This window comes from Streptomyces sp. NPDC025273, from assembly GCF_040638585.1.
GTDB classification, from domain to species: Bacteria; Actinomycetota; Actinomycetes; order Streptomycetales; family Streptomycetaceae; genus Streptomyces; species Streptomyces cinereorectus.
Window position 1 is genome coordinate 224,736 of the sequence record NZ_JBEZYP010000003.1, and the last position, 23,471, is coordinate 248,206.

Here is a 23,471-nt window from a genome sequence, read left to right on the forward strand (position 1 = left end):
GGACCGTCGCTCCCGCGTACTCTCAGCCGGCTTTCCGGCCCGTCGTCAGGCCGGTTCGCGCACGTTCCGGGCCTGGTTCCACGGCGTCGGCGGATCGGGCGGGCACGCTGCGATGGCGTGGCTGTATCAGCGCGTCGAGAGCGGTGGTTCCGTCCGCGAGGCCCGCCCGGACTTCCCGCACGGAACGCTCGGTCCATCGGTGCCGTACAGCCATCGGTCCTCCTGCCATCCGGAACGGTCCACTCCTGTTCACTGTGGCAGGCCTCCGCGGGATCGGCCCGCGATCGTCCGCCCGGCCCCGGGTCTTCCCGTACGCGGCGTACAGGCCCCCCGGCCGCCGCCGGGAATCCGTGCATCGTCCGTGGTTCGGGACGCCATCCGGGCCTCCTGGCACATGGCGGCTACACGGACCGGTGCAACTCCGCCCCCTCGGCCCGACCGGGCGGGATCGAGGCAGACGCCGAGCGCTACCGCGGCCTTGTCGCGCGGTCGCGCAGGACGCATCGCCCGGCGCGACCGCGGAGCTGCAACGGCTGGCGCGAGCCGCAGGATGTGCACGACGTCCTGGGCCATGACCGGTGGCCCCCGCCGACCGTCAGGGCCGACGGCTGAGGAAACCCTCGCTCCCAGCACCGGACGGTCACGCCCCGGGAGTGGGCAGGAAGCCCGTCGAGTGGAAGTAGGTCAGGTAGCGGTTCACTGTCTCGTCGGTCAGGGGTGCCTGCTGGATGCCCAGGGCCGCCAAGGCACCGGCTGTCCGGCTGGAGTCGAAGCGGCGCTGGTCCGTCGCCTCGTGCCGGGTCTGCCCCTGGTCGCCGAGGAAGAGCTGGGCCGCGTTGTCGGGCTGCGCGGCGACGCGGGCCTGCCACTCCGCCACGGGGACGGTCCGTAGCTCGTGGCCCAGGCGGGCTGCCGCCTCGAAGACGCGGTCCAGGCCCGGCGCTTCGGGGTTGGTGAGGTGATACGTCTGCGTTCCGGTGCCGCCGGACGCGGCGAGCGCCACCACCGCGGCGCTGACGTGGTCCACGGGCACCCAGTCGGTCGACCCGTACGGCAGGTCCGGCACCGCTCCCGCCTGGAGGCAGCCCTTGACGAGCTGCCACAGCAGGTCGCGGTCCTGGCAGGCTCCGGTGGCCGTGTCACCGCTGATGCGGCCGGGCCGGTGGACGGTCACCGGCAGTCCGCGTTCGCGGGCCAGGCCGACGAGCCCCTCGGCGACCCACTTGCTCTGCGCGTACCCGTCGGGCAGGCGGGGCGCGGGCCCGGTCGGGGTCGACTCCGTGATGGTGACGGGACCGGGGCCGGTCGCCGGGGCGTAGACGCCGGTGGTCGAGATGTAGTGCATGCCGGGCGAGGAGGAGTCCGCGAGCAGGCGCAGCAGTTCCTCGGTGCCGAGCACGTTGGGGGCGCGCACATCACCGTACGCGGCGGCGAAGTTGACGCGCGCGCCGTTGTGCAGGACAGGACCGAGACGGCGGACCAGGGCGGTCCGGGCCTGGGGCGTCAGACCGAGGCCGGGGGCGGCCAGATCGCCGGGGACGGGGCGGATCAGGTCGGCGTACCGGGGGCGCCACAGGCCGTAGCGCTCCAGGTTGGCCCGCAGCCGGCCGGCCGCGCGCCGCTCGTCCTCGGCCCGTACGAGGCAGTCGACCGGTCCGTCCGTGGTCTCCATGAGGTCGCGCAGGAGGAAGGCGCCGAGGAAGCCGGAGGCGCCGGTCAGCAGGGGCCGTGCCGAGGGGCGGGAGAGCCTGCGGGTGGGAGCGGGCTCCGGCGTCGCGCCGGTCGCGGCCGTGCCGGTGATGTCCGCGGCCAGGCGGACCTCGGCAGCGAGGTCCGGCGCGGCCGTGTCCTCCTGGCCCTCCGCCGCCGTACGCCCCAGGAGACGGTCCACACCCTCGACGGTGGGCGCCGCGAACAGGGCGCGCAGGGAGGGGCGTCGACCGCACCGTTCCTCGATCCGCCGGGCCAGGGTCACGGCGAGCAGCGAATGGCCGCCCAGCAGGAAGAAGTCGTCCGTGACACCGACCTCCGGCACCCCCAGCGTCTCCGCGAACACCTCGCACAGGGCGCGCTCGCGCGTGGTGCGCGGCGGGCGGTCTCCGGCCCCTGCGGCATGGTCGGGAGCCGGCAGGGCGCGCCGGTCGGTCTTGCCGTTGGGGGTGACGGGCAGGGCGTCGAGACGTACGTGGGCGGCGGGGATCATGTGGTCGGGGAGCGTCGCGGCGAGGTGCGCGCGCACCTCTGCCGCGTCCGGGCCCGGGGCGCCGTCCGCGGCCACGGTGTACACGACGAGGCGCCGGTCGCCGGGCCGGTCCTCACGGACGGCGGCGCAGGCACCCGCGACGCCGGGCAGGGCGGTGAGCACGGCCTCGATCTCTCCGGGTTCGATGCGGAAGCCGCGGAGTTTGACCTGGTCGTCGACCCGGGAGACGTAGACGAGTGCCCCGTCGGCCGTCCAGCGCGCCAGATCGCCGGTGCGGTAGATCCGGCCGCCCGCGCGGTCGAACGGATCGGCCACGAATCGGGAGGCGGTCAGGGCGGCGCGGCCGTGGTATCCGCGGGCCACCCCCTCACCGGCCACGTACAGTTCGCCGACGACGCCGGGCGGCACGGGTTCCAGCCGGTCGTCCAGGACATGGACCCGGGTGCCGTCCACGGGGGCACCGATGGACACGGTGCGGTCGGGGGCGAGCGGCCCGTCCGCGTGCTGGAAGGCGCTCATGGTGGCGCAGACGGTGGTCTCCGTGGGGCCGTAGGCATTGACGAGGAACCGGTCCCGCGCCCAGGCGCGCACCAGGGCCGGCGGGCACGCCTCGCCGGCGAGGACCATCGTGGTGCCGGCGGGCAGCGAGCCGGGCGGCATCACCGCGAGTGCGGCGGGCGGCAGGGTGAGATGGGTGACGCCCCGGTCGCGGACCAGAGCGGCGAGCGTGGGGCCGGGCAGCAGGGCGTCGCGTTCGTCGATCTCCAGGCATGCCCCGGAGAGCAGTCCCATGCACAGTTCCCAGAACGCGGCGTCGAAGCTGACCGACGCCATCAGGAGCACCCTGCTGCCGGGGGCGACGCGCAGCCGCTCGATCTGGGTGCGGGCCATGGCGCCGGCGCCCCGGTGGGTGACCACGACGCCCTTGGGGCGGCCGGTGGAGCCGGACGTGTAGATGACGTAGGCCGGGTGTGCCGGGAGCGGGGACGGACCGGGCGTGCGCGCATCCGTGTGTGCGGCCGTCCGGGCGCTGTCCCCGAGGTCCCCGGTGTACAGGTGCGGCACCGGGGATTCGGGGAGTCGGCGGTGGATGGCGGGTGTGGTGAGGAGCAGGCGCGGCGCCGCGTCGTCGAGCATGTAGGACAGGCGCTGTGCCGGGTAGTCGGGGTCGAGCGGGACGTAGGCGGCCCCGGCCTTGAGGACGCCGAGGAGGGCGACGACGAGATCGTGGGTGCGGGGCAGGGCGACGGCGACCCGGTCCTCGGGGCCGATGCCTCGCGCGGCGAGGTGGTGGGCGAGGGCGTCGGCGCGGGCGTCGAGTTCGCCGTAGGTGAGGGTGGTGCCGGCGTCGCGGACCGCCGGGGCGCCGGGAGTGCGCCGGGCCCACCGCTCGAAGAGCGCGGGCACCGTCGACGGGTGCGGGCCGTGGACGGGACCGGTTCCCCAGGCGGCGAGCCGGGTGCGTTCCGCGGTGGTGAGCACGTCGTAGGTGCGCAGCGGGCGGTCGGGGTCCGCGGTGACGGCATCGAGCAGCAGCACGAGCCGGTCGGCGAGGCCGCGGACGGTTGCCGCGTCGAAGAGTTCCGTGGCGTAGTCGACGGCGGCCCGCATGCCGCTGGGCGCTCCGCTGTCGTCGTACGTCTCGGTGAAGGTGAACGACAGGTCGAACTTGCTGACTCCGGGGTCGACCGGCACGCCGCTGACCTCGAGGCCGGGCAGGTCGACTGCGGCGGCGGGGGTGTGGTTCTGGAGGATGAGCATGGTCTGGAAGAGCGGATGGTGGTTCTGCGAGCGGGCGGGATTGAGCAGTTCCACCAGGCGCTCGAAGGGGACGTCCTGATGCGCGTACGCGGAGAGGTCGAAGTCCTTCACCCGGTCAAGGAGTTCGAGGAACGTCGGGTCACCGGTCAGGTCCGTGCGCAGCACGAGGGTGTTCACGAAGAACCCGACGAGGTCCGAGGCGGCCTCGTCGGTCCGTCCCGCGACGGCCGTGCCCAGCGGGATGTCCTCGCCGGCGCCGTGCCGGGACAGCACGGTCGACAGGGCGGCCTGGAGCACCATGAAGACGCTGCATCCACGGGTGCGTGCGAGGTCCGCGATCCGGCGGGCGGTGGTGCGGTCGACGGCGAAGTGGTGGGTGGCTCCGGTGTGCCGGGGCGCGGCGGGGCGCGACCGGTCCCACGGCAGCTCGATCATCTCCGGCAGCCCGTCCAGCGCGTTCTTCCAGTGGGCGAGTTGACGTGACAGGAGGCTTTCGGGGTCGTGCTCGTCGCCGAGCAGACGGCGCTGCCAGAGGGTGTGGTCGGCGTAGTCGACGGGGAGTTCGGTCCACGCGGGGGCCTCGGCGCGGATCCGGGCGCGGTAGGCGACGCCCAGGTCGTGGGCGAGGGGTCCCAGGGACGAGCCGTCGGCGGCGATGTGGTGGATGACGAGCACCAGGACGTGGGCGTCACCGGCCGGACGCAACAGGGTCGCCTGGAGCGGGAGGCGGTGCTCGATGTCGATCGGTTCGCTCGCGGCGGCTGCGATCCGGTCGGGGAGCTTGTCCTCGTCGACGGCTTCCAGGACGAGCGGGAGGCGGACGTCGTCCGGGGCGGTGATGTGCTGGTGCGGTCCGTGGTCCCGCTCGGGGAAGACGGTGCGCAGGGCGGCGTGCCGGGTCACGACGTCGAGCAGGGCGCGGCGCAGGGCTTCCGTGTCGAGCGGCCCGTCGATGCGTACCGCGAAGGGGATGTTGTACGTGGCGGAGGGGCCTTCGAGCCGGTGGAGGAACCACAGGCGCTGCTGGGCGTACGACAGTGGGAGCGCGGCGGGGCGTTCCTGCGGGACGAGGGCGGGGCGGGCGGGGCGGGCCGCCTGCTCGATGGCGGTGGCGAGCGTGGCGACGGTGGGGTTCTCGAAGAGGGTGCGGATCTCGGTCTCGGTGTCCAGGGCGGTGCGGACGCGGCCCACGAGGCGGGTGGCGAGCAGGGAATGGCCGCCCAGGGCGAAGAAGCTGTCGTCGGTGCCGACGCGGGCCACGCCGAGCACGTCGGCGAACAGCCCGGCGAGGATCTCCTCCAGGGCGCTGCGCGGCGGCCTGCCCGCCAGGCCGGACGGGGCGGCGGGCGCGGGCAGCGCCGCCCGGTCCAGCTTGCCGTTGGGGGTCAGCGGCAGCGCGTCGAGGGACTGGATGACCGCCGGCACCATGTAGGCGGGCAGGTGGCGGCCGACGTGTGCGGCGAGCGGGCCGGGGTCCGGGGTGTGTCCGGGTGCGGGGACGACGTAGGCGGTCAGGGTGCGGTCGCCGGGCGGGTCCTCACGGACCACGACGCAGGCGGCCCGCACGGACGGGTCGGTGCGGAGCACCGTCTCGATCTCTGCGGGTTCGATGCGGTGGCCGCGCAGTTTGATCTGCTGGTCCGCCCGGGCCACGTACCGCAGGGTGCCGTCGGCGCCCCGGCGCACGAGGTCGCCGGTGCGGTACATGCGTGTCCCGGCGGCGGCGAACGGGTCGGCGACGAACCGGGTGGCCGTGAGGCCGGGGCGCCCCAGGTAGCCGCGCGCCACACCGGCGCCCGCGACGTACAGTTCGCCTTCGGCGCCGGGCGGCACGGGCCGCATCGCCGCGTCCAGGACGTAGGCGCGCATGCCGTCGAGCGGACGGCCGATCGGGGCCGCGCCGCCGGGATCGTCGTCGGGCCGGACGCGGTGGACGGTGGCGAACGTGGTGGTCTCGGTGGGCCCGTAGACGTGCAGGACGACGGTGCCGGGGTGGGCGGCGGCAAGGCCCTGGAGGACCCCCGGCGCGGCGGCTTCGCCGCCTGCGGCGACCAGGCGCAGCAGGCCGAGGGCGCCGGGGTCGGTCTCCGCGACGACGTTGAACAGGGCCGCCGTCAGGAAGGCCGCCGTCAGGCCGTGCAGGGCGACGAGATCCCGGAGCACGGCGGGCTGGAGCGTGCCCTCGGGCGCCACGACGACGCGGCCGCCGTTGAGGAGGGGAGCCCAGATCTCGAAGGTGGAGGCGTCGAAGACGTATGCCGAGTGCAGCAGGACGGCGTCGGCCGCTCCGTCGCCCCAGGTCCGGTCGGCCGCGAGGGCGGTGATGTCGGCGTGGGTGACACCGACGCCCTTGGGCCGGCCGGTGGAGCCGGAGGTGAACATCACGTACGCGAGCCGGGCGCCGCCCGTCGCTGCGGGAAGGGCTCCGGGCGTCGCCGGGGCGCCGTCCCGGACCCGGCCCGCGGAGTCCACGGTCACCAGCGTTGTCGCGGAGCCGAGTCGGCGTACCCAGGGGAGCGTGCGGGTCGTCTCGTCGACGATCAGGGTGCGCAGGGCGGCCACGTCGGCGACGGTGGCGAGACGTTCGGCGGGCCAGCGCGGGTCGAGGGGCACGTAGGCGCCACCCGCGCGCAGGGCCGCCAGGGCGGCGGTGACCTGGGCGGTCGAGCGGCCCAGGAGGATGCCCACGCCGTCCTCGGGACCGGTCCCTAGCCCCGTCAGGGTGCCGGCCAGCGCATCCGAGAGCTCGCAGAGCCGCCGATAGGTCAGCTGCTCGCCCGCACCGGTCACGGCCACCGCGTCCGGGTGGTGTGCGGCGTGCCGGGCCACGGCGTCCGGGACGCTCACCTCCGTGGTGCCGGTGGGGAGTTCGCCACCGGTGCCCTGGGCGAGCAGCAGGTCGCGCTCTCCGTCCAGGAGGAGGGGGACGGTGCCGACGCGGCGGTCGAGCCCTTCCGCCATCGTCGTGAGCAGGCGCCGCATGCGGACGACCGTGCGGGCCACCTCTTCGCGGTCGAGGGCGGCGGCCCGGAAGCCGAAGGTGATCCTCAGGGCGTCGCCCGGCGCGATGGTGAGGGTGAGCGGATAGTGGGCGGCGTCCGTGCCGCTGAACCCGGTGACGGCGAGACCCGGCAGTCCTTGCTGTGCGGTGCGCAGGGACTCGTCGTCGAGGGGATAGTTCTCGAACACGGCGAGGGTGTCGAAGAGTTCGTCCAGGCCGGTGACTCCGTGGATCTCGGTCAGGCCCACGTACTGGCTGCCGAGGAGGCGGCCCTGCTCCTCCTGGAGCCGGGTCAGGAGCGCGGCCAGGGTCTCGCCGGGCGCCGGGCGGATCCGTACGGGCACGGTGTTGATGAACAGGCCGACCATCGACTCGACGCCGGGAATCTCCGGCGGGCGACCGGACACGGTGGTGCCGAACACGACATCGGGGCGTCCGGTGAGATGCGCGAGCAGCAGACCCCAGGCGCCCTGGACCAGGGTGTTGAGGGTGAGCCGGTGGGCGCGGGCCGTCTCGCGCAGGCGGTGCGTCGTGGCCGCGTCCAGGTCGAGGGCCAGGGTGGTGGGCAGTTCACCGCCGCCCGGCGCGTGCGCGCCGCCCGGTCCGGCGAGCAGGGTCGGGGCCTCGACTCCGGCCAGGGCGGTGCGCCAGGCGTCCAGAGCGGCGGTGCGGTCCTGCTGGGCCAGCCAGACGAGGTAGGTGCGGTACGGGGCGACGCGCGGCAGGGCGCTGTCGTCGCCCCGGCTTGCGTACAGCTCGAACAGTTCCCGTACGAGGAGGGGCATCGACCAGCCGTCGAGCAGGATGTGATGGCTCGTCATAACGAGGCGGTGGCGCTGCGGCGCGGTGCGCACCAGTGTGAACCGCATCAGCGGCGGGGTGGTGAGGTCGAATCGGCGGGTGCGGTCGGCGGCGAGGAACGCGGCGAGGCGTTCCTCCGTGGTGCCCGTGCCGTCGGCACCGGTCAGGTCCAGTTCCTCCAGGGGCACGGGCACCTCCGCGGCGACGGCCTGCACGGGCTCGTCCAGGCCCTCGTGGAGGAAGCCGACGCGCAGGTTGGCGTGCCGTCGCAGAAGGCCGCCGACGGCGGCGCGCAGTGCGGGGACGCCGACGGGGCCTTCGAGGTCGAAGACGAACTGCGCGGTGTACACGTCCACGGCACGGGAGTCGTACAGCGCGTGGAAGAGCATGCCTGCCTGCAGCGGCGTCAGCGGCAGTACGTCCTCCAGTCGGAACCCGGTCACTTGCGTCCACCCCACTTGTTCTGCAGTCGGTCGATCTGGGCCTGGTCGAGCGAGACCAGGGGAAGGTCGGACGGCGTCCAGCCGCCCGCGTCGGGTCGTCCGGCGTGCTCGGCGACGGCGCGCAGGGCACGCGTGAACGCGTCGGTCAGGGCGCCCACGTCCTCCTCCTTGAGGAGGTCGCTGGGCCAGGTCCAGCGGATCACCAGACGCGGACCGTCCGGCAGGTCCTCGGTGTGCGCGTTGATGTCCAGGACGTGGTGGACGGGCATGTCCGGGTCCTGGCTGCGCGGTCCGCCGCCGTCGAGCAGTACGTCCCAGTCGGCGCCCTCACCCCCGTCCGTGTGCGTAGCGGCGTACCGCCCCAGGTAGTTGAAGCCGATCTGGGGTTCGGTCGCGGTGGCCAGCCGGGGGCCGGTCGCCGGGTTGAGGTGGCGCAGCATTCCGTAGCCGACGCCGTGGTCGGGCACGGTCCGCAGCTGTTCCTTGACGCGTTTGACGGCGCGCTCGACCAGTCCGGCGTCGAAGCGTCCGGGGTCGCGGGCGTCGACGGGCCCGGGGTCGAGACGGACCGGGTAGAGGCTGGTGAACCAGCCGACCGTGCGGGAGAGGTCGATGTGGTCGGCGATCTGCTCCCGGCCGTGGCCCTCGAGGTCGAGCAGGACGCCGGTGCCGCCCGGCCGCGGCACGCCGAGCCTGCCGGCCCGCTCCGCCCGCCAGGAGCAGACGGCGAGAGCGAGGCCCGTGAGCAGGACGTCGTCCACCCCGGCGTGGAAGGCGCCGGGCACGGTGGTGAGCAGAGGCTTCGTCCAGGTGGCGGACAGATGGGTGACCAGGGTGTGCGTCCGGTCGGCGGTATCCAGGTCCGGATCCAGCGGGCGGTATCCCAGCTGCGGGTCCGGGGTGCTCGACACCGCTTCCCACATGGGGAGTTCGGACTCGCGCGCGGCACCGCGCGCCTGGGACGCGAGGAGTCGCGCCCAGCTCCTGTAGGGCGTGGTGACGGCGGGCAGTACCCCTGCCGCGGCAGCGCCCCCGCCCGCTGCGGCACCCTCGGCGACCGCCTGCCACGCGGTGGCCAGATCGGCGGCGAGGATGCGCCAGGAGACCGCGTCGACGGCCAGATGGTGCACGACGAGCAGCAGTCGTCCGCGGGTGTGCGGCCCGGCGTCGCACCAGACCGCCTCGACGACGTTCCCGTCCGCGGGCCGCAGCCGCCCGCGGACCTGTTCGCCCGCGTCGGTGACGGCGGCGCGGACGGCGTCGGCGTCGAGGCCCGCGACGTCGACACGGGTGAGGCGGCCACGGGCCGGCACGGCGCCGGGCGGCAGGGCTTCGAGGACGGGTTCCCCCTGGGCCGAGCGGGTGACGCGCAGTCTGAGCATGTCGTGGTGGTCGATGAGGAGTTGGAGGGCGGCGACGAGCGTGTCCTCGGCGGCGCCCGCTGGTGTGCGCAGCACCCCGGACTGGTTGTAGCCGTCGGTGCAGGGCCGTTCCAGGAGCCAGGCGGCGATGGGCGTCGGCGGCATCTCGCCGGTGCCCTGTTCGGCCGGGGCGGCGGCTGTCCGGTCGAGCGCGGTGGCGACGGCCGCGATGGCCTCGGGCGTGCGGTGGACGAAGACGTCGCGCGGCGTGACACCGAGGCCGGCCTGGCGGACCCGGCTGACGAGCTGGATGGAGAGGATGCTGTCGCCGCCGAGCGCGAAGAAGTCGTCGTCGGTGCGGACGGCGGGGGTGCGCAGGACCGTGGCGAACACGTCGCGCAGGACGTGTTCCTGTGGGGTGCGCGGCTGACCGCCCGGCCGGGTGGCAGCTGGGCGTGCCGGGACGGGCAGCGCACGCCGGTCGGTCTTGCCGTTGGGCAGCAGCGGCAGGGCGTCGAGGGCGACGAAGACGGCGGGCACCATGTAGGCCGGCAGGGCCGAGGCCAGCCGGGTGCGCAGCTCGCTGTCGGCGAGGGCCGCGGCGCCGCCGCGCGGGTCGGGAACGGTGTAGGCGACCAGGCGCCGCTCGCCGGGCCGGTCCTCACGGACGAGGGCGCAGGCGGCGGCGATGCCGTCGAGCGTGGTGAGTGCCGCCTCGATCTCGCCGAGTTCGATGCGGAAGCCGTGCAGCTTGACCTGGTGGTCGGCGCGGGAGACATAGGTGAGCAGGCCGTCGGCGTCCCGTCGCACGAGGTCCCCCGTGCGGTACATGCGACTCCCGTCGGGGCCGAACGGATCGGCGACGAACCGGGCGGCCGTCAGGCCGGAACGCCCCAGGTATCCACGCGCGAGGCCGTCGCCCGCGACGTAGAGCTCGCCGGTGACTCCCGGCGGCACCGGACGGAGACCGGCGTCCAGGACATGGGCGCGGGTGTTGTCGACGGGGCGGCCGAGCGGCACGCTCCCCTCCCCCGCGGGTGTGTCCGGCTGCCCGCCCCGGTGGTGGTGGGCGGTGGCGTCGATGGTCGTCTCGGTGGGCCCGTAGAGGTTGTGCACCTCGGCCCGCCAGGTCCGCGCGACGCGTGCCGCCAGGGAACGGGGCAGGGGTTCGCCGCCGCACAGGACGGCCCGCAGGGTCGCGGGTGCCTCGTCGGGACCGGTTTCGGTGAGGACGACCGAGAGGTGCGAGGGCACGAACTGGACGATGGTCGTGCCCGCGTCACGCATACGGGCCAGCAGTCCGGCCGGGTCGTGGTTGACGGCGGGTGGCACGGGGCAGGTGGCGCCGCCGTGCAGCAGCGGCAGCCAGGTCTCCCAGACCGAGGCGTCGAAGCTCGGCGAGGTGCGCGCGAGGACCCGGTCGTCGTCGGTGAGGCCGAGGTGGCCGGCCATCCATGCCATGTGGTTGGTCAGGGAGGAGTGGGTGACGACGACGCCCTTGGGACGGCCGGTGGAGCCCGAGGTGTAGATGACGTACGCCGCGTCGCGCGGGTCCGGCGGGGCGGCGGGCGGTGCGGCGCGCCCGGTGGACCAGGTGGCCCGGTCGTCGAGCGCGAGACTGGGTACGGACGGGCTGTACCGCGCGGCGCGGGCGGTGCCGTAGGTGAGGAGCAGTGCCGGGCGGGCGTCGTCGAGCATGGAGGCGATACGCGCCTGCGGGTACTCCAGGTCGATGGGCAGGTAGGCGGCCCCGGCCTTGGCCACCGCCAGCATCGCGACGACCTGGTCGGCTGATCCGTCCAGGGCGAGCGCGACGAGGTCGCCGCGGCCGATGTCCTGGTCGTACAGGTGGTGCGCCAAGTCGTCGGACAGCACGTCGAGTTCGCTGAAGGTGAGGCGGTGCCCGCCGTCCCGTACGGCGAGCGCCGCGGGTGTCCGGGCGCACTGTGCGCGGAACGCCTCGGGTGCCGTGCGCGCCGCCAGGGGCCGGACCGGGCCGTGTGCGGCGCGTTCCAGGTTCCGCCGTTCGGAGGTGTCCAGCACGTCGAGGGCGTGGACGCGCCGGCCGGGGTCGGCGGCGAGCGAGGCGAGCAGGCGGGTCAGCCGGGCGGCCAGCGTGTGCGCGGTGGCGTGGGTGAAGAGTTCGGTGGAGAACTCCAGGACGCCGTCGAGGCCGGCGGGCCGGCCTGCGCCGTCGTGTCTCTCGGTGAAGGTGAAGGTGAGGTCGAACTTGCTGATGCCGGTGTGCACGGGCTGTTCCGTCACCGTGAGACCGCGCAGGTCGACCGCGGTGCCCGCGTGGTTCTGGAGGACGAGCATCGTCTGGAACAGCGGGTGGTGGTTCTGGGTCCGGACCGGTCTCAGTGCGTCGACCAGCCGCTCGAACGGCACGTCCTGGTGGGCGTACGCGGCCAGGTCGAACTCCCTCACGCGGTCGATCACTTCACCGAAGGTGGGGTCGCCGCTCAGGTCGGTGCGCAGGACGAGGGTGTTGACGAAGAAACCCACCAGGTCGTCGAGGGCTTCGTCGGTGCGTCCGGCGACAGCGGTGCCCAGGGGGATGTCCTCACCGGCGCCGTGCCGGGACAGGAGCACCGCCAGGGCCGCCTGGAGCACCATGAAGAGGCTGCACCCACGGGCACGGGCGAGATCCGCGAGGGCCCGGTGGGTGTCCGTGTCGACGGGGAAGGCGAGCGCGTCACCGCGGTACGCGGTCACGGCGGGGCGCGGCCGGTCGCAGGGCAGGTCCAGGAGGTCCGGGGCGCCGGCGAGTGCGGTGCGCCAGAAGTCCAGCTGGCGGGCTGCCTGGCTGGACGGGTCGTCCTCGGCGCCGAGGAGCGCGCGCTGCCACAGGGTGTAGTCCGCGTACTGCACGCCGAGTTCCGTCCAGGCGGGTTCCTCGCCGTCGGTGCGTGCCCGGTACGCTCGGCCGAGGTCGCGGGCCAGCGGGGCGAGGGACCAGCCGTCGCCCGCAATGTGGTGGATGACGAGCACGAGGACGTGGGCCTCGGCGCCGAGCCGCACCAGCCGGGCCCGTACGGGCAGTTCGGTGCTCACGTCGAAGGCGTGCGCCACCTCGGCGGCCAGGATCTCGTCGAGCCGGGCGGGTTCGGTGTCGCGGGGCTTCAGGTCGAGGTCGGCGCCGTCGGCGTCGAGGACGAGCTGGCGTGCCACACCGTCGGTTTCGGGAAAGACGGTACGCAGGCTCTCGTGGCGTTCGACGACGTCCGCCAGGGCGCTCTCCAGTGCCTCGGCATCGAGAGGGCCGTCCAGGCGAAGGACGAGGGGCACGTTGTACGTGGCGCTTGGCCCCTCGAGCCGGTTGAGGAACCACAGGCGCTGCTGAGCGAAGGACAGCGGCAGCGGATCGGGGCGGCTCCCGGCGCGCTCCAGAGGTCTTCCGGCCCTTTCGGCACCGTCCAGCGCGGCGGCGAGCGCGGCCGGCGTGGGGTGTTCGAAGAGGGTCTTGACCTGGACCTCCACGGCGAGCCTCGTGCGGATGCGTGCGGCCAGGCGGGTGGCGAGGAGGGAGTGGCCGCCCAGGGAGAAGAAGTCGTCGTCCACGCCTGCCCCGTCGCGGCCGAGCACGTCGGCGAAGAGTCCGCACAGGATCTCCTCGCGGGCGGTGCGGGCCGCGCGCCCCCGGACCGGGGCATGGTGTCCGGGCTCGGGCAGGGCGCGCCGGTCGACCTTGCCGTTGAGGGTCAGGGGCAGCGCGTCGAGCACCACGAACGCGGAGGGCACCATGTAGGCGGGCAGGGACCTGCCGACGGCCCGGGCGAGGTCGCCGGGTTCGGGCCGCACGCCGACGGCGGGCACCACGTACGCGACGAGCCGCGGGTCACCCGGAGTGTCCTCGCGGACGACGGCGAAGGAGTCGGCGACGCCCTCGCCGCAGGCCAGCACGCCCTCGATCTCACCGAGTTCGATGCGGTAGCCGCGCAGCTTCACCTGACCGTCGGCACGGGTGACGTAGGCGATCTGCCCGTCCGGGGTCCATCGGACGAGGTCGCCGGTGCGGTACATGCGCCCGCCCGCCGGGTCGAACGGGTCGGCCACGAAGCGCGCGGCGGTCAGGCCCGGAAGCCCGGTGTACCCGCGTGCCACTCCGCGTCCGGCGAGGTACAGCTCGCCCACGACCCCGGGCGGGACCGGGCCCAGGGAGCCGTCAAGGACGTACAGGCGCATGCCGTCCAGGGCGCGTCCGATGGGCGGCGGACCCGACGGCAGGTCGGCCGCCACCTCGTAGCGCGTGGCGAAGGTGGTGGTCTCGGTGGGCCCGTACACGTGGAGGACGCGTACGCCGGGCGCGGTGCCGGCGACCCGCTGCATCGCGTCCGGGGAGGCCTGCTCCCCTCCGGCGCAGACGAGCCGGAGGCCGCTGAAGGCTCCCGGGTCGGTCTCGGCGATCACGTTGAACAGGGCGGTGGTCAGGAAGACGGCGGTCACTCCCCGCTCGCGCACGGCGTCGCCGAGGACGCGGGCCTCCAGGGCGCCGTCAGGTGCGACGACGACCCGGCCGCCGCGCAGGAGCGGAGCCCAGATCTCGAACGTGGAGGCGTCGAAGACGTACGCCGAGTGCATCAGCACCGCGTCGGCGCGGCCGTCGTCCCAGGCGGAGTCGGCCGTGAGCGCGACCACGTCGGCGTGTGTCACTCCGACGCCCTTGGGCAGGCCGGTCGAGCCGGAGGTGGACATCACGTAGGCCAGGGCTCCGGGGCCCGGCACGGCGGCCGGGCGGCCCGGCTGCTCGGGCGCGCCGCGCAGGATCCGGCCGAGCCGGTCCACGACCACGACCGGCACCCGGCGGGCCGTGGCGGTCACCCAGGGGGAGGCCAGGGCGTCCTCGTCGACGACGAGGACACGTACGTCCGCCACCCCGGCGACCTGGTCGAGCCGTTGCCCGGGCCAGCGTGCGTCCAGCGGGACGTAGGCCCCGGCCGCGCGGACGGCGCCGAGGGACGCCGCCACCACGGCCGGCGACCGGGTGAGCAGTACGCCGACCCCGGACTCGGTAACGATGCCGTGGCCCGCCAGGGCGCGGGCGAGATCGGCGGAGATCCGGTCGAGCTCGGCGTAGGTGAGGGTGGTGTCCTCATCGGTGACGGCCGGGGCGTCCGGCGTGCGGTGCGCCTGGGCGGCGAACAGCGCGGGCAGCGTGGCGTCCACGGGGTCCTCGGGCAGGCCGCGGCCGGTGCCCCAGTGAGTGACCCGGGCGTGCTCGTCCGGCGTCATCAGTTCGTAGCCCGCCAGGGGCAGGCCGGGGTCGGCCGCCACCTGCTCCAGGAGGCGGACCAGTCGGGCCGCGAGGGTTTCGACGGTGGCCCGGTCGAAGAGGGCGGTGGCGTACTCGATCCCGGCGGTGAGGCCGCCCTCACCCCGCTCCTCGGCGAAGGCGAAGGTGAGGTCGAACTTGCTCAGGCCGTTGTGGACGAGCCGGTCCTCGACGGTGAGACCTGGCAGGTCGGGGCGGGCGGTCTCCTGGTTCTGGAGGACGATCATGGTCTGGAACAGCGGGTGGTGGTTGCGCGCCCGGACGGGGTTGACGCTCTCGACGAGACGCTCGAAGGGCACGTCCTGGTGCATATAGGCAGCCAGGTCGAACTCACGTACGCGCACCAGCAGTTCACGGAAGGTCGGGTTGCCGGACAGGTCGGTACGCAGGACGAGCGTGTTGACGAAGAACCCGATCAGGTCCTCCAGGGCCTCGTCCGTACGGCCGGCGACGGGCGAACCGAGCGGGATGTCCTCACCCGCGCCGTGCCGGTGCAGCAGCGTGGCCACCGCCGCCTGGATCACCATGAACAGACTGCTGCCGGACTCGCTGGCCAGGCGCAGGAGCCGGGCGTGCAACGGGGGCGGTACGTCGAAGGTGTGGACCGCCCCCCTCGGGTCGGTCACAGCGGGGCGTGGCCGGTCCAGCGGCAGCTCGATGAGTCCGGGCAGTCCCGCGAGGGCGGTGTGCCAGTGGTCGAGTTGCTGCCGCAGAACGCTTTCGGGCGCGTCGCCGTCGCCCAGGGCGGCGTGCTGCCAGAGGGTGTAGTCGGCGTACTGGAGCGCAGTGGCGGCCGTCGGCTCGGGCTCCCTTCCCGCGAGACGGGTCCGGTACGCGTCGCCGAGATGGCGGGCGAGCGGGGCGAGGGACCAGCCGTCGCCCGCGATGTGGTGCAGGACGAGCACCAGGACGTGGTGGCCGGGTGCGGAGCGCAGGAGCAGGGCGCGCAGCGGCAGGTCGGCGACGACGTCGAACGGCTCGCGCACGGCGGCCAGAACGGCCCCCTCCAGATCGGTGGGGGCGATGCTCACGACTGGCAGGCGGGGGGTTGCGGTGTCGGCGGGGAGGACCGACTGGCGGGGTACGCCGTCCCGTTCGGGGAACAGGGTGCGCAGCGCCTCGTGCCGCTCCACGACGTCACCCAGTGCGGCGCGCAGGGCGTCCGTGTCCAGGGTCCCGTCGAGTTCGAGGACGAGCGGGATGTTGTAGGCGGAATCGGGGCCTTCGAGCCGGTTGAGGAACCACAGGCGCTGCTGCGCGGAGGACAGCGGCAGCGGATCGGGCCGCTGTGTCACGGGCACCACCGGCGGGCGGGTCCGGCCCGGTGCGTCGAGGACGCGGGCCAGACCCGCGACGGTCGGCTGCTCGAACAGGGTGCGTACGGCGATCTCGACGCCCAGCACGGCGCGGACGCGGCTGACGACGCGCATGGCGAGGAGCGAGTGCCCGCCGAGGTCGAAGAAGCTGTCGTGCGGGCCGACGAGGGACCGGTGCAGGACGTCGGCGAAGATGCCGGCGAGCAGATCCTCCTGGAGGGTGCGCCGCCCCGGTCCGGCGGTGGCCTCGGTGGCTGGTCCGGGCTCCGGCAGGGCACGCCGGTCCACCTTGCCGTTGGGCAGGATCGGGAGGTCTCCCAGGACGACGACGGCGCCGGGCACCATGTAGTGCGGAAGGGTCTCGGCGAGCGCGTCGCGCAGGGCGACGGCGCGCGGGGCCGGGTCGCCGGTGACGGCGTAGGCGACGAGGCGGCGCCGGCCGGGTATGTCCTCGCGGATCACGGCGCAGGCCGCCGTGACACCGGGGCGGGCGAGGAGCGCGGCCTCGACCTCGCCCAACTCGATGCGGAAGCCGCGGAGTTTGACCTGGTCGTCGGCGCGGGCCACGTAGTCGAGCAGCCCGTGCCGGTTCCACCGTACGACGTCGCCCGTCCGGTACATGCGGGCGCCGGTGGCGTCGAACGGGTCGGCGACGAACCGCGCGGCGGTGAGGCCCGGGCGGTTCAGGTAGCCGCGGGCGAGGTTGGGGCCCGACAGGTACAGCTCTCCGGTGACGCCTGGCGGTACGGGCCGCAGCCGGCCGTCGAGGACGTAGGCGCGCATGGTGTCGACGGGGCGGCCGATCGGGACGGTCTCGGACGGTGTGCCGGCGTCCTCCTGACCGCCGGTCCCCGGGCCGCCGGTGCGGTGTGCGGTCGCGTCGATGGCCGTCTCGGTCGGCCCGTAGAGGTTGTGAACCTCGGCCTGCCACAGCTCGGCGACGTCGTCGGCGAGGGCGCGCGGCAGGGGTTCGCCGCCGCACAGGACGGCGCGCAGCCCGGGGAGCGGGCCGGCGTGCGCCGCCTCGGTGAGGACGAGGGCCAGATGCGAGGGTACGAACTGGGCGACGGTGACACCGAATCGGCTCATCCAGGAGACGAGGGTGCGGGGTTCCCGGTTGACACCGTGCGGCAGCACACAGACTTCGGCGCCGTTCATCAGCGGGAGCCACAGCTCCCACACGGAGGCGTCGAAGCTGGTGGAGGTGCGGGCCAGGACCCGGTCGTCCGGGGTGACGGCAAGGTGCCGCGCCATCCATGCCATGTGATTGGCCATGGCGGCGTGCGGCACGACCACGCCCTTGGGGCGGCCGGTGGAACCCGAGGTGTAGATGACGTACGCGGGGTCCGCGGGGTGCGGGGTGTCCTGGAGGGGGGCGGCGGAGCCGGTGGGCCGGGCGGCCGGGTCGTCGAGGGCGAGCCACGGGACGCCGCAGTCGGGCAGGTCCGCCCGGGCAGCCGTGGTGGTGAGCAGCAGAGCGGGCCGGGCGTCGTCGAGCATGTGCCGGATGCGGGCGGGCGGGTACTCCGGGTCGACGGGCACGTAGGCGGCACCGGCCCGCAGAACGGCCAGCATGGCGACGGCGGTGTCCACGGACGGCGGCGCGGCGACGGCCACCCTGCCCTCACGGCCCGCGCCGCGCTCGCGCAGGACGTGGGCGAGGGCGTCGGCGCGGGCGTCGAGCCCGGCGTAGGTGAGGCTCGTGTGCGCGTCGCGCACGGCGACCCTGTGGGGCGTGCGCGCGGCCTGCTCCCGGACCGCTTCGGGGACGGTACGGGCGGGCAGCGGCCGGTCCGCGCCGTGCCCCTGGGCGAGGAGGCGGTCACGCTCGCCGGGGGCGAGCGCGTCGAGGCCGCTGATCGCCCGGTCGGGGTCGGTCACGGCCTGGGTGAGGACGCGGGCGAAGCGGGCGCACAGGGCGCGGGCGGTGGCGGCGTCGAAGAGGTCGGTGGCGTATTCCAGGTAACCGCCGATGCCGGCGGGGTCGCCGGATCCGGTGGGTGCCGTGGCTTCGGTGGGTGCCGTGGCTTCGGTGGGTCCGGTGCGCTCGGTGAGGGAGAACGTCAGGTCGAACTTGCTGATCCCGGTGTGCCGGGACCGGTCATGGACGGTGACGCCCGGCAACTCGAGCCCCGCCCGCTCCTGGTTCTGGAGGACCAGCATGGTCTGGAAGAGCGGGTGGTGGTCGCCGGACCGCTCGGGGTTGAGGGCCTCCACGATCCGTTCGAAGGGGAGGTCACCGTGGCTGAGGGCCGCGATGTCGAACTCCTTGACCCGGTCCAGCAGTTCACGGAAGGTCGGGTCGCCGGACAGGTCCGTACGCAGGACGACGGTGTTGACGAAGAACCCGACCAGGTCGTCGAGGACCTCGTCGGTGCGTCCGGCCAGCGCCGTGCCCAGCGGGATGTCGGTACCGGCGCCGTGGGCCTGCAGCGTCACGGCGAGAGCCGCCTGGAGCACCATGAAGGGGGTGCAGCCGACGGCACGGGCGAGCCGGGTGAGCGCGGCGTGCTCGGGAGCGGGCAGCTCGAACGGGACGGCGTCGCCCCGGTGGCTGGGCACGGCCGGGCGGGGCCGGTCGAGGGGCAGGTCCAGCAGGTCGGGGGCGCCGCGCAGCGCCTCCTTCCAGAAGGCGAGCTGGCGGGCGGCCAGGCTGTCCGGGTCGCCGTCGTCGCCGAGCAGCCGGCGCTGCCAGAGGGCGTAGTCGGCGTACTGGACGGGCAGCACGGTCCAGTCGGGTGTGTCCGTAGCCGCGATCCTCGCGCGGTAGGCGGCGCCGAGGTCGCGGCTGAGCGGGGCGAGGGACCAGCCGTCGGCGACGACGTGGTGGAGGACGAGGACCAGGAGGTGGCGGTCAGGGGCGATACGGAGCAGACGGGCGCGTACGGCGGTGTCGCCTCTGAGGTCGAAGGGCGCGGCGGTCAGGCGGCGCACCGCTTCCTCGGCCCAGGCGCCGGCGGTCTCCTCGGCCGGGGGCAGCTCGACGACGAGGGGGACGAGCGACGCCGCGGCACCCACGTCGAGGACTTCCTGACGGGGGACGCCGTCGTGCTCGACGAAGACCGTGCGCAGACTCTCGTGCCGGGCGACCACGTCCGCCAGGCCGCCGCGCAGGGCGTCCGTGTCCAGGGGACCGTCGAGTTCGAGGACGAGCGGGACGTTGTAGGTGTCGCCGGCGCCCTCCACCCGGTTGAGGAACCACAGGCGCTGCTGCGCGAAGGACAGCGGTACCGCTGCGGGCCGTCGCTGGGGGACGAGGGCGGGCCGCGCCGCCCCGGCGGTGTCCAGGGCGGCGGCCAGGGAGGCGACGGTGGGGTGGTCGAAGAGGGTACGCAGGCCGAGCTCGGCGCGCAGGGCGGCCCGCACCCGGCCGGTGAGGCGGGTGGCGAGCAGCGAGTGACCGCCCAGGGAGAAGAAGTTGTCGTCGATGCCGACCTCGGGCACACCCAGGACGTCGGCGAACAGGCCGGCCAGGACCTCCTCGTACGGGGTGCGCGGGGCGCGGCCCGTGATGGTGGCGGCGCGGGGGGCGGGCAGGGCGCCGCGGTCGACCTTGCCGTTGGGGTTCAGGGGCAGTGCGTCGAGGGGGACGAACGCGGAAGGCACCATGTACGCGGGCAGGGCGCGGCCGACGCGGCGAGCCAGGGCGGACCCGTCCGGCCGGGCCTCGGGGGCGGGCACGATGTAGGAGACGAGCCGGCGGTCACCGGGTGCGTCCTCGCGGACCAGGACACAGGCGGCTCGTACGGCCGGATCGGTGAGCAGGACGTTCTCGATCTCGGCGGGTTCGATGCGGAACCCGCGGAGTTTGATCTGGCCGTCCGCCCGCCCGACGTACTCGATGTCGCCGCGCGCGGTCCAGCGGACGAGGTCACCGGTGCGGTACATGCGGCCACCGTCCGCGGCGTACGGGTCGGCGACGAACCGGGTCGCGGTGAGGCCGGAGCGGCCCTGGTAGCCGCGGGCGACGCCGTGGCCGCTCACGTACAGCTCCCCCACGACCCCGGGCGGCACCATGCCGAGGTCCCCGTCGAGCACGTACAGGCGCATCCCGTCGAGGGGGCGGCCGATGGGGGGCACGCCCGGCGCATCAGCGACGACCGGGTGGCGGACGGCGAACGTGGTGGTCTCTGTCGGGCCGTACACGTGCAGGACGCGCGTGTCGGGCGCCGCCGCCGCCACCCGCTGCATGAGGTCCGGGGACGCTGCCTCGCCTCCCGCGGCGACCAGGCGCAGCCCGGCGAACACCGCGGGGCCCGTCTCGGCCATCACGTTGAACAGCGCCGTCGTCAGGAACAGCGCGGTCACCCCGTGCCGGTCCACCATGTCCCGCAGGACCTCTGCCTCCAGCACGCCGCCGGGTGCGACCACCACGCGGCCACCGTTCAGGAGGGGCACCCAGATCTCGAACGTGGCGGCGTCGAACACGTACGCGGAGTGCAGCAGCACCGCTTCGCACGCACCCCCTGTCCAGGCGGTGTCGGCGGCCAGCGCGCGGACGTCGGCGTGGGTGACACCGACGCCCTTGGGCAATCCCGTGGAGCCGGAGGTGAACATCACGTAGGCGAGCCGGTCGCCGCGGGTCACGCGCGCCGGCGATCCCGGCCGCGGCGGAGCGCCGCGCACGACGCGACCGAGCGAGTCGACGACGATCACCGGCAGAGTGGCGGCCGTCTTCCGTACCCAGGGCCTCTCCGAGGTCGCCTCGTCGACCACCAGAGCGCCTACACGGGCGACTTCCGCGACACGGCCGAGCCGTTCGGCCGGCCAGGCGGCGTCCATCGGCACGTACGCCGCTCCCGCACCGACCGCGCCGAGTGTGGCGGACACCATGGCCGCCGAGCGGCGCACGAGGACGCCGACGCCGTCCTCGGCACCGATGTCCCAGCCCGCCAGGGCGCCGGAGAGGTCCTCGGCCGCCTGCGCCAGCTCGCGGTACGAGAGCGTGACGGCGCCGTCGACCACCGCCGGGGCGTCCGGTGTCCGGTGTGCCTGCGCGCCGAACGCCTCCGGCAGACCGGCGGCCACGGACTCCGCGCGCAGGTGGGCGCCGCGCCCGTGGGTGAGCAGGGCCTCGGTGGCGGTGTCGTCGAGGAACGGAAGATCGCGCAGGGGGGTGTGGGTGTCCGCGTCGGCCAAGGCGGACAGGAAGGCGACGACGGCCTGCTGGTGCAGCCGCACGTCCTCCGGACGGTACAGCTCCGGGTCGGCGTCGAAGCCGATCAACGGCCCTTTGCCCTCGGACCGTTCGGAGACGAAGAGGGACACGTCGTCGACCGGCCCGATGGACAGCACGCGGGAGGCACCGGGGCTGCCGGCGAAGTCGAGGTCGAAGTCGTAGCCCATGATGTTGACGACGACACCCGTCAGGCGCGCCGCGCCGTCGGCCATGTTCAGTGCACGGGCCAGCTGTTCGCGGGAGAAGCGGCGGTGACGCAGGGCACCCCGCATCTCCGCGGCGACGGCGCGTACGAGAGCGCCGACCGTCATGTCGGCGGTGACGGTCAGGCGTAGCGGCAGGATGTTGGAGGTCATGCCGACGACGTGCCGCAGCCCTCCGTGACGCCCGTTGGAGGCGAGGCCCACGATCACGTCCCGCGACCCGGTGACCCGGCTCACGTAGGCGGCGACCGCGCTCACGAGTACGGCGGTCCAGCTCGTCCGGTTGGCTGAGGCGAGCCGGCGCAGGCTGTCGAAAACGTCGAAGGGCAGGCTCTCTCCGGTGTGCAGCCGGACGTCCGTCCCGTCGGGTGCGGCCGGTGCCGCGGCGTCGGTGCGCCGGCGGATGAGCGTCCTGCCGCCGCGGGCGTCCGCGTCCTCACCTGCCGTGCCCACCACGCGGCCGGCGACCAGATCCGCGAACTTGCCGGTCCAGTAGGCGCGGTCGGCCTCGTAGCGCTCCGAGCCGCGGTAGGCCGCCTCGTCGGCCACGAGATCGCGCAGGGGCGCGGAGGGCAGCTCCACAGAGGCAAGGTCCTCGCCGCTCACGGCACGCCCGTAGAGGTCTGCGACGGTACGGGCGAAGACGGCGCCGCCAAGTCCGTCGACGGCTATGTGGTGGTAGCGGACGTACCAGTAGTGGAGCCGGTGGCCGAGACGGAGCAGCGCGAAGTGGTGGTGCGGGGCATCGAGTCTGTCGACGGTGGCCATGTCGTCGGCCAGGTAGCGCTCGGCCGCGGCCACGGGGTCGTCGGTGTCGGACAGGTCGGCCAGGTGGAGCCGGCTGCGTTCACCCGGCGGAGGAGGGACGACATGCTGACGGACCGTATCGCCGCTGGAGACGAACCGGAGGTTGAGGCTGTCGCACAGAGCGGCTGCCCGGTCGAGCGCTGCGGCGAATAACCCTTCGTCGAGGTCGCCACGGATCTCGAAGCATTCACCGATGTTGAATTTCGGACTGTCCGGATCGACCAGCTGCCCGTACCAAACACCTTCCTGAGCAGCGGTCATTTCGAAGGACTCTTCGGGAACCGCGCGGAAAGGGACGGAGCCGTTTTCGTGCATGCCGATTCACACCTTTGGGGAGAGATTTCGGGGACGGCGAAGAAGGCATGGCGAAGCCGACTACACCGGTGCAGCATCGATCGCCGACAAAGGGCAGGGGAAAGCGACGAAGAGCATCGTCGTACCCATGACGTCAGGCCCCGCCGGACCCTGTGGACGCACCCGCCCGACGCAGGACCCCGTTGCCTTCGCACACCGAGGGCACATCACGAAGCAGCCCATCGATGGTTTACGCACGCCTCATGAGGGCGGCGTGAGTACGTGCAGCCGAGAAGCGACCGACTACCACCCTTGTCTGATCGAATCTGCCCGAACGGGAGCGAGTTCGACCAGAGGGAGGTGCCGGAACACTGCCCGGCCTGCGGCTACACCCTCGACGGCCCGGGCGCCGCCCTATCCGGCGTCGGCCTCCATCGCCCGCACCAGAGCGGCGGGCCTCATATCGGTCCAGGCCCTTTCGACCGCGTCCAGACATTCCTGACGCGATCCTTCCGGCCCCTCCACGCGCCAGCCACCCGGGATATCGATATGCGCAGGCCATAGCGAGTACTGACCCTCGCCGTTCACCAGCACCACGAACCGTCCCGACTCGTCATCGAAAGGATTGGTCACGACCGTCCCCCACTTGCTCTCACTTTTCCCATGGCATGTTCGTCATGTGTTTCCAGGCATGCTGCGCCCGTCATCTTCCACAGCCACACCGCCGAGCCCCCTCGCGGTGCAATCTCGGCCACACGGAGCGGAGATACGTTACGCCTCCGGATACCGGCGGTAGCCGGGGCTCCGAGCCGGACTTCCCGGCTTCC

Annotated in this window: 3 protein-coding genes; all 3 read right to left on the reverse strand. The window is 73.9% G+C overall.

Annotated features, from left to right (window positions below):
• Nucleotides 1-640 precede the first annotated feature (640 nt).
• The 3 genes from AB0F38_RS08130 to AB0F38_RS08140 all read right to left on the reverse strand — a co-directional run bounded on the left by AB0F38_RS08130 (nucleotide 641) and on the right by AB0F38_RS08140 (nucleotide 23,277).
• Nucleotides 641-8,209, reverse strand: a complete 7,569-nt coding sequence (locus AB0F38_RS08130; RefSeq protein WP_361888466.1) for an amino acid adenylation domain-containing protein — start codon at nucleotides 8,207-8,209, stop codon at nucleotides 641-643.
• Nucleotides 8,206-22,665, reverse strand: coding sequence for an amino acid adenylation domain-containing protein (locus tag AB0F38_RS08135; protein WP_361888469.1), 14,460 nt, complete (start codon nucleotides 22,663-22,665; stop codon nucleotides 8,206-8,208). The genes AB0F38_RS08130 and AB0F38_RS08135 overlap by 4 nt, the downstream gene beginning before the upstream one ends.
• 393 nt (nucleotides 22,666-23,058) lie before the next feature.
• Nucleotides 23,059-23,277: an MbtH family protein gene (locus tag AB0F38_RS08140; protein WP_361888472.1), complete on the reverse strand. Its 219-nt coding sequence runs from the start codon at nucleotides 23,275-23,277 to the stop codon at nucleotides 23,059-23,061.
• Nucleotides 23,278-23,471: the final 194 nt, after the last annotated feature.